At 72.6% G+C, this 14,587-nt stretch carries 13 protein-coding genes; 5 read left to right on the top strand and 8 right to left on the bottom strand.

The features are described from left to right. Window positions 1-63 precede the first annotated feature (63 nt). The gene (locus ACSJD1_RS01600) at window positions 64-1,680 is read left to right on the top strand and encodes a sensor histidine kinase (protein WP_438853565.1); all 1,617 of its coding nucleotides are present in this window, start codon (window positions 64-66) and stop codon (window positions 1,678-1,680) included. Here ACSJD1_RS01600 and ACSJD1_RS01595 read toward each other — a convergent pair. Beyond that, window positions 1,634-3,184 carry a TRAP transporter substrate-binding protein gene (locus ACSJD1_RS01595; RefSeq protein WP_438853564.1) on the bottom strand — a complete coding sequence of 517 codons (1,551 nt, stop codon included), beginning with the start codon at window positions 3,182-3,184 and terminating at the stop codon, window positions 1,634-1,636. The genes ACSJD1_RS01600 and ACSJD1_RS01595 overlap by 47 nt on opposite strands. A 131-nt stretch (window positions 3,185-3,315) precedes the next feature. Between ACSJD1_RS01595 and ACSJD1_RS01590 the strand changes: the two genes are divergently transcribed. Further along, a complete protein-coding gene (locus tag ACSJD1_RS01590) occupies window positions 3,316-4,716 on the top strand; it encodes a histidine kinase (protein ID WP_438853563.1) in 1,401 nt (466 codons plus the stop codon). Next, window positions 4,713-5,381, top strand: coding sequence for a response regulator (locus ACSJD1_RS01585; protein WP_438853562.1), 669 nt, complete (start codon window positions 4,713-4,715; stop codon window positions 5,379-5,381). The genes ACSJD1_RS01590 and ACSJD1_RS01585 overlap by 4 nt, the downstream gene beginning before the upstream one ends. A gap of 52 nt (window positions 5,382-5,433) precedes the next feature. Here the strand turns inward: ACSJD1_RS01585 and ACSJD1_RS01580 are convergent, their stop codons facing one another. Continuing rightward, window positions 5,434-6,990, bottom strand: coding sequence for a carboxylesterase/lipase family protein (locus tag ACSJD1_RS01580; protein WP_438853561.1), 1,557 nt, complete (start codon window positions 6,988-6,990; stop codon window positions 5,434-5,436). 101 nt (window positions 6,991-7,091) lie between these two features. Here ACSJD1_RS01580 and ACSJD1_RS01575 point away from each other — a divergent pair, with 101 nt between their 5' ends. Continuing rightward, window positions 7,092-7,334 (top strand): hypothetical protein, encoded by a 243-nt coding sequence (locus ACSJD1_RS01575; RefSeq protein ID WP_438853560.1) that lies wholly within the window; start codon window positions 7,092-7,094, stop codon window positions 7,332-7,334. A 9-nt stretch (window positions 7,335-7,343) separates the two neighbouring features. On the opposite strand, the gene ACSJD1_RS01570 is transcribed toward ACSJD1_RS01575, so the two are convergent. Beyond that, window positions 7,344-9,554, bottom strand: coding sequence for an ATP-dependent Clp protease ATP-binding subunit (locus tag ACSJD1_RS01570; protein WP_438854102.1), 2,211 nt, complete (start codon window positions 9,552-9,554; stop codon window positions 7,344-7,346). A gap of 153 nt (window positions 9,555-9,707) precedes the next feature. Here ACSJD1_RS01570 and ACSJD1_RS01565 point away from each other — a divergent pair, with 153 nt between their 5' ends. Next, window positions 9,708-10,214 (top strand): nitroreductase family deazaflavin-dependent oxidoreductase, encoded by a 507-nt coding sequence (locus ACSJD1_RS01565; protein WP_438853559.1) that lies wholly within the window; start codon window positions 9,708-9,710, stop codon window positions 10,212-10,214. 45 nt (window positions 10,215-10,259) lie between these two features. Here ACSJD1_RS01565 and ACSJD1_RS01560 read toward each other — a convergent pair whose 3' ends face one another. The 5 genes from ACSJD1_RS01560 to ACSJD1_RS01540 all read right to left on the bottom strand — a co-directional run bounded on the left by ACSJD1_RS01560 (window position 10,260) and on the right by ACSJD1_RS01540 (window position 14,556). Next, window positions 10,260-11,465, bottom strand: a complete 1,206-nt coding sequence (locus ACSJD1_RS01560) for an FAD-dependent oxidoreductase (RefSeq protein WP_438853558.1) — start codon at window positions 11,463-11,465, stop codon at window positions 10,260-10,262. After that, window positions 11,458-12,219, bottom strand: coding sequence for a methyltransferase (locus ACSJD1_RS01555; RefSeq protein ID WP_438853557.1), 762 nt, complete (start codon window positions 12,217-12,219; stop codon window positions 11,458-11,460). The genes ACSJD1_RS01560 and ACSJD1_RS01555 overlap by 8 nt, the downstream gene beginning before the upstream one ends. A 3-nt stretch (window positions 12,220-12,222) precedes the next feature. Continuing rightward, window positions 12,223-13,371 carry a type III polyketide synthase gene (locus ACSJD1_RS01550; RefSeq protein ID WP_438853556.1) on the bottom strand — a complete coding sequence of 383 codons (1,149 nt, stop codon included), beginning with the start codon at window positions 13,369-13,371 and terminating at the stop codon, window positions 12,223-12,225. A gap of 61 nt (window positions 13,372-13,432) precedes the next feature. Next, window positions 13,433-14,035 (bottom strand): AI-2E family transporter, encoded by a 603-nt coding sequence (locus tag ACSJD1_RS01545; RefSeq protein WP_438853555.1) that lies wholly within the window; start codon window positions 14,033-14,035, stop codon window positions 13,433-13,435. 47 nt (window positions 14,036-14,082) lie between these two features. Further along, complete coding sequence (locus tag ACSJD1_RS01540; RefSeq protein ID WP_438853554.1) at window positions 14,083-14,556, bottom strand: AI-2E family transporter; 474 nt, start codon at window positions 14,554-14,556, stop codon at window positions 14,083-14,085. Window positions 14,557-14,587 lie beyond the last annotated feature (31 nt).

Genomic DNA, 14,587 nt, shown 5'->3' with positions numbered 1-14,587 from the left:
CGGGGCCGCGGCGAGACGCGCCGAGTCGATGCGGCGCACGGCCGGGATTGAGAGAATCCATTCGTGCGAGGCGCACGGGAACGGTCGCCGTCCGCAGTCGCGGTCGGCGTGATCACGGTGGCCGCGGCCGCCGTGATCATCGCCGCCGTTCCGGCGGCCATCGCGGTGTGGGCGGAGACGGCAGATCTCGCCCGCAGCGGCGCAGAACCAGCCGTCGCCCTCGCCTTCTCCGTGGTCGCGTTCCTGCCGGTCGCCGACCTCCAGGTTCGAGGCGCAGCGGTGGCCACGGCGGCACTCTGGGTGGCTGGCACGTTCCTGCCGGGATTCGCGCTCGCCCACCAGGCCGGCCTGGCCTGGATGTTCATCGCAGCGGCCGGCGCGGTGAGCGGGATCGGGAGTGTCGTCGCGACCGCGGTGCTCGCTGCGGCTCTCGGCTCGGGCGTGCTGCCTGGCCAGGTCCAGGTCGCGGTCTTCGCCGGGATCGCGGTCTGGGCCGCGGTCCGTCCTCGCCCCCGAGGTCCGAGCCGGCTCGCGATCGGGTCGGTCGCCGGAGCGACGCTCGTGGCCCTCGTGCTCGCTGCGGCATGGGCGGCACGGGAGCGGACGGGCGGGATCGGTGCCCATTCCGTCCTCCTGGCGTACTCCGCCGCCCTCATCCTCGTCGCGGTACTCATCGCGGCGACCGCGGCGTCCGATCGTCGGCGCATCGTCCGACTTCGCGAGAACGCCGCGTCCGCGGGCGAGGCGACGGGCCTCGCCGGCATCGAACCGGTCCTCCGGGCGGCGTTGCACGACGACGGTCTGCGCCTCCGGCTTCCGAGTTCGCCCTCGGGTGCCGACACTGCCGCGTCATCGCGCGCTCAGGCCGGCGACCGCGAGACCACGGACATCCTCGACGACTCGGGCGCCGTGATCGTCACGCTGGAGCATCGCGTCGGCGTCCTGCGCGATGCCCGACTCGCTGCCGCCGTGATCGAAGCCGTACGGCTCGCGAACGATCACGACCGCCTGCAGGCCGAGCTGGACGGCCAGCGTCGAGCCGTCGCCCGAGCGCGAGCCGATCTCTTCGAGCGGGCTCACGCGGGACGGATGGAGGTGGCAGGCCGCGTCGATCACGACGTGCTCGTCCCGCTTCGACAGGGAGTCCGCCTGCTCGATGGAGCCCGCCCTGCACCGCGACATCCGGCGGTCGACGGCACGGCGTCGGACGCGGATCCGCTCGACGTCGCCGTCGCGGAGGTGCAGCTCGCGGAACGGGACCTCCTCGGGGTGATCGACGCGGCATGGGCCCGGGACCTCGGCGACGGACGACTCGCGACCGAGCTGCGAGCACTGGCTCGGGGAGGCGTCCCGACCGTGGCGGTCAACGCGGAGGACGCCGCCACCGCCGATGACCCGACCGAGACCGCCCTGTACTTCATCGCCTCCGAGGCTCTCTCCAACGCGATGAAGCACGCCCGCGCCTCCCGGATCGAGATCCGGGCGACGCACGACGGGGACCGCATCCGCCTCGAGGTCCTCGACGACGGCAGCGGCGGCGTCGACCCGTCAGGGCTCCCCGCGATTCGACGCCGCGTGACGGCCCTCGCCGGCCGACTCGCGATCGAGAGCCGGCCGGGCGAAGGCACGCGGATCACCGTGGAGGTGCCGCGTCGCCGATCCGGGCCCACGGCTCGATGACGAGGAGACCGTTGACCGGCATCTCGCCGTCGACGTCGCCGAACACGAGCGCATCGCCGTCGAGCCGCCATCCGGCGGTCACGTCCTGGACCGAGTAGCAGTCCTTCGGACATGCGACATACTGCGAGTGCACGTCCTGGTCGTAGACGAACGTCACGACGTCGGCGCCGTTCGCCACGAGCCTGCCCGCCTCGAGCACCTGATCCGCTGGGAGTTCCCCGTTGCCGCAGTCGTGGCGGGGGTCGGAGATCACCTGGCACCGAAACGCGTACTCGCCGTCGCGGAGGTCGAGCGTCCAGGTCCCGGGATATCCCGGCTCCGTGGACAGCCCTGCGGCCAGCACCTCGTCCTGGGTCACCTCGACCCGATACCGCCCGTCGGGCGGAAGCGCCGCCGCACGGTCCTCGATGGTCGAGGCGAGGGCTTCAGGGTCGTCGCATCCGTCTGGAATCGGCGGGACGTAGGCATCGGGATGCTGCGCGGCTGCGGCTCGCACCGCCGCGAGCAGCTCCGCCTCGTCCGGATCGCCCGCCAGCTCGTCCAGGACCGGCGCCGTCCGTTCGCGGAGCGCGGCGATCGATGCCTCGTCGCCGCGCACGAAGCGGACGTCGAGCTCGCACAGTTCTCGGACGGCGGCCGTCTCGTCGTAGTCCGCGGCAAGGGACGCGTCGACGGCGGTTCGGGTCGCCGACTCGATCCACCCGCGCTGCTCGTCGGACATCGACTCGAGGCGATCGCGATTGATCGCGAGGACGAGCATCTTGGGCCAGAGCACGACGTCGGCGGCCACCCAGGGCGCTTCGGTGGTCATCCCGAGGTGGCGGTACTGCCGGACGTCGATCTCAGCGCCATCAAGCTCGCCGGCGCGGAGCCGATCGGACCAGTCGACGCCAGCGGGAACCGGTCGGCCGGACAGCGACGCGACCGACTGCACCTGCATCGGCGAATTGAACACCCGGAATCGGACACCGCTCCAGTCCTCCGGGCGGAGGAGGGGGGCGTCGACGGCGAACGGACGTCGCAGCGGCCCCATGAGCAGCCCGAGTGCGACCATGCCCTCCTCGTCGAGTCGGTCGGCGATGAGCGACGGCGCCTCCCCTTCGATGAGTGCGCGCTCCGCATCGTGGTTCGCGATGAGCATCGGCGCCTCGATGGAACGCAGCCCGTCGATGCCGGCTGCGGCGAAGGCGCGGGTCGCCGGCCAGGCGAGGTCCACCTCTCCGTCGGCGACGGCGCGGACCAGGTCCGATTCGGCTTCGGCGACCCCGTCGCCGTAGTCGGTCTCGAGGTTGACCTCGATGGCTCCGCCGCTCTCGGCCTCGAGCGCATCGAGGAACGCCGTCACCCCGGCCAGCTGGCCGGTCGTGTCCACGTCGCCGTCGATCGTCGCCACCTTGAGCGTGAGCGTCGACGACCCGGTGCGGTCCACTCCCGTCGCGCAACCCATCGTGACCGCTGCGCTGCAGGCTGCGACCAGTGCGATCGTCCTCGTCGTCCGCATCATGACCCCTCCCGATTCTCGTCCAGATGCCTCGAGCATCGCCAGCGGGACGAGCTTCCTGCACCGTGCCGACTCGGCGCCCCATCAGGGGAAACACGGCGGCACAGCGGCCGAAGGGTCGATACGATCGCACCATGACCGCGCGGTCATGGGTGCGAGCAACTCGGAACACGTCGGGCGCCGGCCGGCGAGTCGTCCGGCCGCACGAGTGGCCGACCGCGCAGGCCGGCGTGGTCGCAGGGGCGTGGGCGACCATCGTCGCCGGAATCGTCGGGTCCGTGGCCGCCATGGATGCGATCCGGACCGACGGCATGGTCGCGAACGAACCGGTCGTCGCGGCGACGGAATGGGTCGCGCTCGTCCTGCTCGTCACGGGGGCGTGGTCGTCCGTCCGCCGGCCGATCGCCGCGAGCGGGTGCGCACTGGTCGCGACGGGGATCGGTGTGCCGATCCTGGCGGGCGTTCCGGGGGTGCCCGCATGGGCGACGTCGATGGGGATAGGGTTCGCGCCGCTGATGGTTGCCGCCGCCGTGATGGTCGCCGTCGAGTTCGCCGGTGTCGGGCGTCGCACGCTCCGGGTCCTTCCGTGGATCCTCGCCGGCGCCGCGGCAGCGCTGATCGCGGCATCCGTCGCGCCCATCGAGGAGGCGCCCTGCCTCCGACGGTGCCCGGACGTGGCGGTGCCGCTGGCCGACCTGGTCGGCTCGTCCCCGGCGGTGGCGGCCGGCGCCGCCGTCTCCCTGATCTCATTCGTCGGCGCCGCGCGCGCCGTGTCGGCGCACTCGAATCGGTTCAGCGGTCCGGCGGCGGGCGCGCTCGTCGCCGTCCTGCTGATGGCCGTGGCCCAGGGCGTACGAGCCGCGGCCTGGACCCACATCGGCGCGTGGCCCTGGGGCGCGTTCGCACTCGCCGCCGGCGCCGCCGTGCTCGGCGGGACGGTGCTGGCCGAACGGCTCGGACGAATCCGCGTCACCGCGGCGGTCCGACGGGCGACCGAACGACTCCGGGGCGGCGCGGTCGGCCGAGCGATCTTCCCGGGGCTCGACGGCGATGGCTGGCTCGACGCAGAGGGGCGACCGGTCGCCGACCGTGGGGCCTTCCCGACGGAGCTCGTCGACGACGAGGGCGTCGTCGCCATGCTGGCCATCGGGTCGCGTCCACGCACCGTGTCGGCGGGCGAACTCGATCCGGTAGACCTCCTCGCGATCCGCAACGCCCGCATGACCGCGACGGCCCTCGCGCAGGTGGCCTGGCTCGAGGAGTCGCAGCGCGCGATCACGGCGGCGAGCCGGCACGAGCGGGAGCGCATCGAGCACGACTTGCACGACGGCGCGCAGCAACGGCTCGTGAGCGCGCTGCTGTTCCTCGCGGTCGCACGACGGGAACTCGCCGACTCCGAAGTGCTGACCGACGCGGAGTCGCAGATCCGGATCGCACTCGAACGCCTGCGCGAGCTGTCGCACGGACCCGGATCGCGCGGGTCCGGATCGCGCGGGTCCGGATCGCACGATGGACGGGAAGGCCGGAGCACATGAGCCAGGACCAAGGAACACTCGGCCTGCGGATCGTCCTCGCCGACGACGCGCCGCTCATCCGCCGCGGCATCGCGCTACTGCTCGAGGGCTCGGGTGCGGAGATCACCGGAGAGGCCGACGACGCCGACGGGCTCCTCGGGTTGGTCGAGAGCCGGCACCCCGACGTCGCGATCGTCGACATACGCATGCCGCCCACCTTCACCGACGAGGGCGTCGTGGCGGCACGGATGATCCGTGAGCGCCACCCGTCGACCTCGGTCGTCCTGCTCAGCCAGCACATGGATGTCGTGACCGCCGCCGCGGTCCTCGCCGAGCCGTCGGGCGGCGTCGCGTACCTCCTCAAGGAGCGGGTCTCCGACATCGGCGTGCTCATCGATGCGATGCACCGCGTCCGCGGCGGCGAGGTCGTGCTCGACCCGACGCTCGTCGCCGCGCTCATGCGCCCGAGCAGCGACTCGCCGATCGAGCGGCTGACCCCGCGCGAGCGCGAGGTGCTCGCCGCGATGGCGGAGGGCCGTTCCAACGCGGGCATCGCGCGCGAGCTCTTCATCAGCGAGCGCACGGTCGAGTCCATCTCGGCGTCGGTGTTCCAGAAGCTCGGCCTGGAGCCGTCGGGAGAGCAGAACCGACGGGTCCGGGCGGTGCTCGCGTACCTCGACCGTTGACCATCGTCCGTCGAGCGGGCTCCGCGACGGAGGACTCGAGCCGACAGCGCGCTCAGACGTGCGGCACGAACTCCTGCCACGCGCGGCGCTTCTTCCTCCTGGGGTCTGCGACCACCCGATCGACGGCGTCGAACACGAGCGTGCGGCGCCGTCGTTCATCGTAGGGCGGCCATCCGGGACCCGGTGCGCCGGATGCCGCGAAGCCGGCCCAGTGCGCCTGCATCCGCCGCCCGACCGCGCGGAACATCCGCCGCCCGCCGAGCAGGGTCAGCCCAGCGCCGACCGGGGTGTCGAACTTCTCGAACAGCGCGAAGAGCTCGAGCCCGTGGGTCGCATCGAGGCCGAGCCATCGCGCCGCGCGCGGCGCCGCGTCGAACCGGTAGCACCAGGTCGGCGCGTGGCGGGAGTGCCGCTGGGCCACCTTCACGCTCGGGAACCAGAAGGTGAAGTCGCCCGCGAAGTCGGCGGCCGGTCGACGCGCGGGCAGGCCGGGGTAGCGCGCCTTGATCGCCTTGCGCGACCGCTTCGCGGTGTTGGCGAAGATGGCGCGGATGCGCGGCTTGGTCGTCGGCAGGATGTCGATGCGCCCCTCGAACAGCGACCCCTCGCGATCGTTGGTGCCGATGATGAGCGGCACGCGGTGCGCGAGCCCGTCGCGGAATGCGTCGAGCGGGCGGTGCGGCAGGAAGTCGCCGTCGATCACGGGGGCGAGCGCGATCGTGCCCGGATTCTCATCCGGGGTGCGCACGGTGAGCTCGGTGGTCGCGTCCGCCAGGCGCATCGGGTCGGTCGAACGGAGCATCGCCGCGGCGTCCTCGGGCGCCTCGCTGTCGAGGTCGTCGTCGTCGACCAGCCTGGCGAGGATGCGGACGTACTCGGCCGCCCAGCGCTGGGCGACTTCGGGCGAGTAGACGGCGTTCGCCGGCGAGCTCTGGGCGATCGCGCGCGCGAAGAGCCCCTCGGCCGCCGGGACCGTGAGCAGGGTCGTCACCGAGTTGCCTCCGGACGACTCGCCGAAGAGCGTGACGCGATCGGGGTCGCCGCCGAAGGCGCCGATGTTGCGGCGCACCCACTCGAGCGCGGCGACCTGGTCGCGGAGGCCGAGGTTCACCTCGAACGGATGCCCCGGGCGCGAGTACGCCCTGAGATCGAGCCAGCCGAGGGCACCGAGCCGATAGTCGACGCCGACGTAGACGACGCCGTGCTCGCGCGCCATCCGCTCGCCCTGCCTCGGGTACTCGCCGGCGGAGCCGACGCTGTAGGCGCCGCCGTGCACGAACACCATGACCGGGCGTAGCCCGTCGTCGCGGTCGACGTCGGGTGCCGTGACGTTGAGGCGCAGGCAGTCCTCGCTGCGCGGGAGATGCTCTGCCGCGCCCAGGAACTGCCCCCGCCGGTGCTGGGGGGCGACCGGGCCGAACGCGGCGGCATCCCGGACGCCGCGCCAGGGAACCGGCGGCACGGGTGCCCTGAACCGCAGCTCGCCCACCGGCGCCGCCGCGTACGGGACGCCCCGCCACTGCCGCGTGCCACGACGTCGCCGCCCGCGGACCGCGCCCGCATCGACCTCGACGACCAGCGACTCGTCCGTCCTCGCCCCCACCGACATGCCGACGACCGTAGGCGGGCCGGGTGAACGGACGGTGCGGATGCCGCGTGGCGCTGGACGGCGGAACGTGCCGTGTCGGCAGGGTGCGGCAGACTGCGCCGGTGACCGGCATGAAGGGCTGCTGGCACGCGCTCCCGAGCGAGGGCACGAGGTCCACGGGTTCGAAACTGCTGCTCGACCAGGGCCGGCACGCGGGCTGCATCGCGACGATGGTGGCCGGATGCGCGGCGATCATCATGCTCGCGGTGGCGCTCGAGCGCCGCGCCTCGGCGACGGCGAACGGTGCGCCGGAACCGTCTCCTGGATCCGCGCCCGCCGCCGCGCCCTCGGCCGAGACCTCCTGACGCGGAGCCCTACTCCTCGACGATCTCGGCGTCGATCACGTCGTGGTCGCCGCCCTCGGGCGTGTCGCCGGGCTCCGGTGCACGCGTGACCGTGAGGTGCTCGCCGTCGGCGGCGAGCCCGACGACGACCGTGTCGCCGTCGCGGATCTCGCCCGCGAGGAGCGCCCGCGCGAGCCGGTCGGCGACCTCGGTCTGGATCAGCCGGCGCAACGGCCGCGCACCGAACAGCGGGTCGTACCCGCGCTGCGAGAGCCAGGTCCGCGCATCGGGCGTGACGCCGAGCTCGAGCCGCCGCTCGTGCAGCCGCGCCGTGAGCCGGTCGATCGAGAGGTTGACGATCTCGCCGAGCTCCTCGAGCGTGAGCGCCGAGAACACGACGAGGTCGTCGAGCCGGTTCACGAACTCGGGCTTGAATGCCTGCCGCACCGCGGCCATGACGGCCTGCTCCTTCTCGTCCCACGAGAGCGTCGGGTCGATGAGGTACTGCGAGCCGAGGTTGGAGGTGAGCACGAGGATCACGTTCCGGAAGTCGACGGTTCGGCCCTGGCCATCCGTCAGTCGCCCGTCGTCGAGCACCTGCAGGAGCACGTCGAAGACCTCGGGATGCGCCTTCTCGACCTCGTCGAACAGGATCACCGAGTAGGGGCGACGCCGCACGGCCTCGGTGAGCTGCCCGCCCTGCTCGTAGCCGATGTAGCCGGGAGGGGCGCCGACGAGGCGGGCCACCGAGTGCTTCTCGCCGTACTCCGACATGTCGATGCGGACCATGGCGTGCTCGTCGTCGAAGAGCACCGACGCGAGCGCCTTGGCGAGCTCGGTCTTGCCGACGCCGGTCGGGCCGAGGAACAGGAACGAGCCGGTCGGCCGGTCGGGGTCGGAGACACCGGCGCGCGCACGCCGCACGGCGTCGGCGACGGCCTCGACCGCGCGGCGCTGGCCGATCACCCGGCGACCGAGCTCCTGCTCGAGGTGCAGCAGCTTCTCGGTCTCGCCCTGCATGAGGCGCCCGACCGGAATGCCGGTCCACTGGGCGATGACCGCCGCGATGTCCTCCTCGGTGACCTGCTCGTTGACCATGCGCGGCTCGTCGGGGGCCTGCTCGGCCTGCTCGGCCGCCTCGAGGTCGCGCTGCAGCTGCGCGATCGTCTCGTACTCGAGCTTGGACGCGCGGGCGTAGTCGGCCTCGCGCATCGCGCGGTCGCGCTCGGTGACGGCCTCGTCGAGCCGCTTCTTCAACTCGCCGACGCGGTTCAGCGACATCCGCTCGCGCGACCAGCGCTCCTCGAGTGCCGCGAGGTCGCGCTCCTTCTCGAGCAGGCTCTCGTGGAGCCGCTCGAGCCGTTCCTTCGAGGCCTCGTCCTTCTCCTTCTTCAGGGCGAGCTCCTCGAGCCGCATGCGGTCGACCTGGCGCTTCAACTGGTCGATCTCGACCGGGCTCGAGTCGATCTCCATCTTGAGGCGGCTCATCGCCTCGTCGATGAGGTCGATCGCCTTGTCGGGCAGCTGGCGAGCGGTGATGTACCGGTTCGACAGCGCCGCCGCGGCGACGAGCGCGGCGTCGGTGATCGTCACGCCGTGGTGCGCCTCGTACCGGCCCTTCAGCCCGCGGAGGATCGCGATCGTGTCCTCGACGCTGGGCTCGCCCACGAACACCTGCTGGAAGCGGCGTTCGAGCGCCGCATCCTTCTCGACGTACTCGCGGTACTCGTCGAGCGTGGTCGCGCCGATGAGGCGGAGCTCACCGCGCGCGAGCATGGGCTTCAGCATGTTGGATGCCGCGACCGAGCCCTCGCCGCCGCCCGCGCCCATGAGCAGGTGCAGTTCGTCGACGAAGGTGATGATGCGACCCTCGGCCTCGTTGATCTCCTTGAGGACGGCCTTGAGCCGCTCCTCGAACTGCCCGCGGTACATGGCGCCCGCGACGAGGGCGGAGATGTCGAGCGCGACGAGCTGCTTGTCCTTCAGCGAGTCGGCGACGTCGCCGGCCACGATGCGCTGGGCGAGCCCTTCGACGACGGCGGTCTTGCCGACGCCGGGCTCGCCGATGAGCACGGGGTTGTTCTTCGTGCGGCGCGTGAGCACCTGGCTGACGCGGCGGATCTCGGCATCGCGACCGATGACCGGGTCGAGCTTGCCCTGCCGGGCGATCTCGGTGAGGTTGACGCCGTACTGTTCGAGCGCCGACTTCTGCTCGTCCTGCGAGCTCGGCGCGCCCTGCATGTTGGCCACGGGGCTCCTTTCGACAAAGTTGAGTGTACTACGCTCAACTTGCGACACGCCGCTCATGTTCCCGAGCCGCGCACCGGCGCACCGGGAATCACGAGAAGGCCGCGCGCGTTAGCGTGGAACACGGACCCGAACGAGGAGGAACGGATGCCGCTGCAGGGCGACTACGCACCGAGCACATCGAAGTGGGCGCGCGACCAGGCCGAGACCTACGAGGCGACGGAGGGGCGCGAGGCGAACTCGCTGCGCGGCCGACCCGTCATCGTGCTGACCACGGTCGGCGCGAAGAGCGGGAAGCTGCGCAAGACCGCGCTCATGCGCGTCGAGCACGAGGGCGAGTACGCGGTGGTCGCGTCGCAGGGCGGCGACCCCGAGCACCCGGCGTGGTACTTCAACATGAAGCAGCAGCCGCACGTCGAGCTGCAGGACCGAGCGGTCAAGCGGGACTACCTCGCCCGCGAGGTCACGGGCGCCGAGAAGGACGCATGGTGGGCGCGAGCCACCGAGGTCTGGCCCGACTACGACGGGTACCAGGCCAAGACCGACCGCGCGATCCCGATCTTCGTGCTCACGCCGTTCGAACCCGAGCTCGCCGAGGCCGAGGCTGGGAACGACGCCGAGGCCGAGGACGAGGACGACGGCGCAGCCGCCTGACGCGGTCCCGATCGCGGCGATCACGCGATCGGGACGCCGCAGGCCTCACAGCCACTGCATCGTGAACGCGCGGCCGAGCACGCCGCGCAGTCCGGGCAGCCCGAGCACCCGCACGGCCGCGTTGCGACTGCGGAGCCGCAGGCCCGTCGCCGGCGCGCCCATGCGCATGTTGAAGGCCGCCTGTCGCGTTGCGCGCAGCGCAGCCGCCCGGCGCGACCGGTCGTAGGCGGCGAACACGTCGATCGGCGCCGCCGCGGCGAGCGCTGCGGCGAGCTCCCGGTCGAGGTGCACGGCATCGCTCCATCCGAGGTTCATGCCCTGCCCGCCGATCGGGCTGATCTCGTGCGCGGCGTCGCCGACGAGCGCGACGCGGCCCGACGCCATCGGGTGGGCGACGTGCTGCGCGGCCTCGAACGCGGTGGGCGCGGTCGCGGCGTCCGTGTCGAACGTCGAACCCGTTCGCGCCTCGACCATGGTCGCGACGGCGGCGGCGTCGAGCTCTGCGGGCTCGCGCCGGACGCGGGCCACCCATCGCCGCCGCCCACCCGGCATCGGGAACGACTCGACCACGCCGGCCGGCTCGAAGTGCAGCAGCGCGGTCTCGGGCGCGCCGGTGTCATCGCGGGTGTCGCACATGACGTACGACGCGCGGCCGCGTCGCGGCGTCCAATCCGCGCCGATGAGCGATCGGATGCCGCTCCTGACGCCGTCGGCGCCGACCGCGTAGCGCGCGGCGAGGTCGAGCGGCGAATCGCCGTCCACCGCGTGCACGACGAGGTGCGTCCCGCGGTCGGTGACGCCGGTCACCTCGACGCCGCGGCGGATCGACACCGTCCGGGCCTCGTCGAGTCGATCCTCGAGCAGTGCCTCGACCTCGCGCTGCGGCAGCGAGTGGACCTGCCCCGAGCGCGGGAATCGCAGGCGGCCGAGCGTCCGCCCGTCGCACGTGACGCGGCCGTCGCGGATGACGACGGCCCGTCGGCGCACCTCGTCGCCGACGCCCGCGGCGGCGAGCGCCCGGAGCCCAGGCGGGTGGATGCCGATCGCGCGCGAGGGGGTGGCCGCCGGGTCGGCCGCGTGCCGACGCTCGAGCACCACCGCGTCGAGGCCGCGGCGCGCGAGCAGGCACGCGAGCAGCAGCCCCACGGCGCCGGCGCCGACCACGACGACGTCGTGCATCGGCCGGTCGCCGGCCGCCGACCGGACCGCCGGCGCGTCGGCCGCGTCGGCCGCCTCGGATGCCTCAGTCATCGCGGATCTCGCTGCCCCAGACGAGTTCGAGCCGCGACGGGAACCCCCGCTTGACGCGCCAGCCGTGCGGGATCGCGCGGGCGAGCTCGGGCGCGGTGTGGCTCCGGCGGATCGAGGTGAGCCCGTCGGGCCGGATGTACGAGCCCGCGAACACGTTCCACGCGAACGGCAGCGTGGCCGCCCAGAAGCCGACGTAGGCGCCGCGGCTGCGCTCGATGTCGCCGTGCACGCCGATGCCGCCCGGTGCGACGAGCCGCTCGGTGTCGGCGAGCAGGGCGCCGAGCTCGGCGGCGCCCAGGTGGTGCAGCACGTGGTTCGACCACACGATGTCGAACGTCGCCCCCTCGGCGACGAGGTCGGCGGTCGTCGCCGCCCGCGCCTGGAACCCGGGCCCCGCGAATCGGGCCGCGGCGGCCACGGCACGCTCGTCGGGGTCGATCGCGACGATCTCGAGGCGCAGTCCGTCGCGCCGGGCGAGCTGCAGGATGCGGAAGGGCAGGTCGCCGCCGCCCGCGCCGATGTCGAGCAGGCGCGCCCGGTGCGTGGTCGCCAGTCGCGGCCGCACCCACTCCTCGTAGACGGCCGCCGGGCGTGACACGATCCGGTTCACGATCCCGAACCGGTGGAAGGTGCGTTCGAGCATTCCGGGGTCGGCGGCCGGGTCGTCCATCAGCTCTCGCACGTCCACGTCCCTGTGGTCGAGCGTGGCGAGCGCGTGCAGCAGCCCGGGCTCGCCGGCGTCAGGTCGCGGCATCCGTCACCCCTTGACCGTCATCAGGGCCGACTCGACGGTGAGTCCCGGCCCGAAGGCCATCGCCGCGACCCGGTCGCCGTCGGTCGACGACGCCCGGTCGAGGATGTTCCGGAGCACGAACAGCACCGTCGCGCTCGACATGTTGCCGAAGTCGCGGAGCGTCTCGCGGGCGGGCTCGAGCTGCGGCTCGGTGAGCTTCAACCGCGCCTCGACCTTGTCGAGGATGCTGCGCCCGCCGGGGTGGATGGCCCAGTGCGCGACGTGGTCGGCCGCGGCATCCGTCGCCAGGGCCTCGGCGAGGTCGTCGTCGGGCGCGAACAGCGGTTCGAGCGCGCCGGTGATGTGGTCGTCGATGATCGCCGGCACGGCGTTCGAGAGCACCATCTCGAAGCCGTGGTCGCCGATCTTCCACGCCATGTCGCCCTCGCCGACGGGCGTGATCCGGGTCTCGAAGCGGTCGAGGGCGAGCGCGCGCTCGCCCTCCTCGAGCGGGCGCGCGGTGACGATGCCGGCGCCGGCGCCGTCGGCGAAGAGCGACGACGCGACGATGGTGTCGGGGTCGTTCGACGAGCGCAGGTGCAGCGTGCAGAGCTCGACGCTCACGACGAGCACGACGGCGTCGGGGTCGGCCTCGCAGAACTGCACCGCGTTGCGCAGCGCCGGCATCGAGGCGTAGCAGCCCATGAAGCCGAGGTGGTAGCGCTGCACGGCGGGCCCGAGCCCGAGGTCGCGCACGAGCATGTAGTCGGGTCCGGGCGCGTAGAACCCGGTGCACGACACGGTCACGACGTGCGTGATGTCGGATGCCTCGATGCCCGGCGTCGCGGCGATGGCGCGGCGCCCCGCCTCGAGGTACATCTTCGTGGCCTCGGTGGCGTAGATCTCGTTGCGCGCCTTCGTGCCGGGGAGCAGCAGGTCGCCCGTCGCGCGATCGAAGAACACCGGCTCGTCGTCGCGCTCGTCGAACGTCAGCTCCTCGAGCACGCTGTACCGGCGCTCGATCCCCGACACGTCGAACGAGGTCGTGATGATGCGCTGCGCGAGCCGGTTGAGGCCGGCCTGGGCGGCGAACACGTCGCGCACGGCGGGTTGCGGCAGGACCGTGGGCGGGACGGCGGTCGAGAGGCCCCTGAGGTGCACCCCCGCGCTCATGCCGTCGTTCCCGGATCGGTTCGTCGCTGCGGCATGGGTGCCCCCTCTCCCCGCTTGCAGACTAACCGGCGGGGCTGTCCTGATCCAGAGGATCGGGCGTCGGTTCCGGCGGCGGGCTGATCGCCGCGTTCCCGGACAGCCAGCGGAGCCACCCGTCGCCGTCTCCGAGCAGCGCCTCTCGTGCGGCCAGCGTCAGCGGGATCGACAGGATGGCGCCGAGCGGCCCGATCACGAACGTCCAGAACACGACCGAGAAGAAGCTCAGCGTGAGCGAGAGGTCGACCGCGTCGCTCACGAACTTCGGCTGCACGAGCACCTGCAGCACGACGTTCACGACCGAGTACACGGCGATCACGACGAGCAGCAGCGGAACTCCGCCGACGACGAACGCGAGCACGGCCGGCGGCACGAGGCCGAGCACGAACCCGATGTTGGGGATGAAGTTCGTGACGAACGCGAGGATCGCCCACACGGCCGGGATGGGGATGCCGAGCGCCCATAGCGCGAGGCCGTCGATCACGGCGACGATCGCACCGAACGTCGCGTTCACGACGTAGTACCGCCGGACCGACGAGTTCAGCGCCCTGATCCGCTCGAGTCGCGGGCGGATCCCGGCGCCGAACGCGCGTTCGGCCCGGCGATACCGCGCAGCGTCGGCGGCCATGAAGATCACGTAGGCGAGCACGAAGAACGCGGCCGTGAGGAATCCGATCAGCCACCGCCGAGACCCTGCGCGAGGTCGATGAGCGCCGACGGGTCGAGCGCCGACGCCGTCGCATCCGCCAGCTGCTCCCCGAACCCCATCGAGGTGAGCCAGGCGGCCACGGATGCCACGGCCGCGTGCAGCTCGTCGACGACGTCGACGACGAGGTCGGTGAACTCGACCCCGGCGAAGACGAGCAGCGCCGCGAGCACCGCGAGGATGAGGTACACGACCGCGATCACGACGGTCGTCGCGGCCCACCGCGGCCAGCCGCGTCGCTCGAGCGGGTGCCGGATCGGGTGCACGATCACGACGAGCACGAGGGCGAGTGCGAGCGGAGCGACGAGCTCCCGCCCGAACCAGAGCGCGACGAGCACGAGCAGGGCGGCGATGACGGTCACTCCCGCGCGCAGGCCGGCCCCGGCGTCGCGCGCGGGTGGGCCGTCGTCGGAGGCCGGGACGGGAGGCGCCTGATCGGTCACGGACCCCACGATAGGCGGCGCCGCTCCTCCC

Source organism: Agromyces excoecariae (assembly GCF_051715505.1).
Lineage (GTDB): Bacteria > Actinomycetota > Actinomycetes > Actinomycetales > Microbacteriaceae > Agromyces.
Note: the sequence above shows the minus strand (reverse complement) of the source record. Positions and strands in the feature narration are given on the sequence as shown.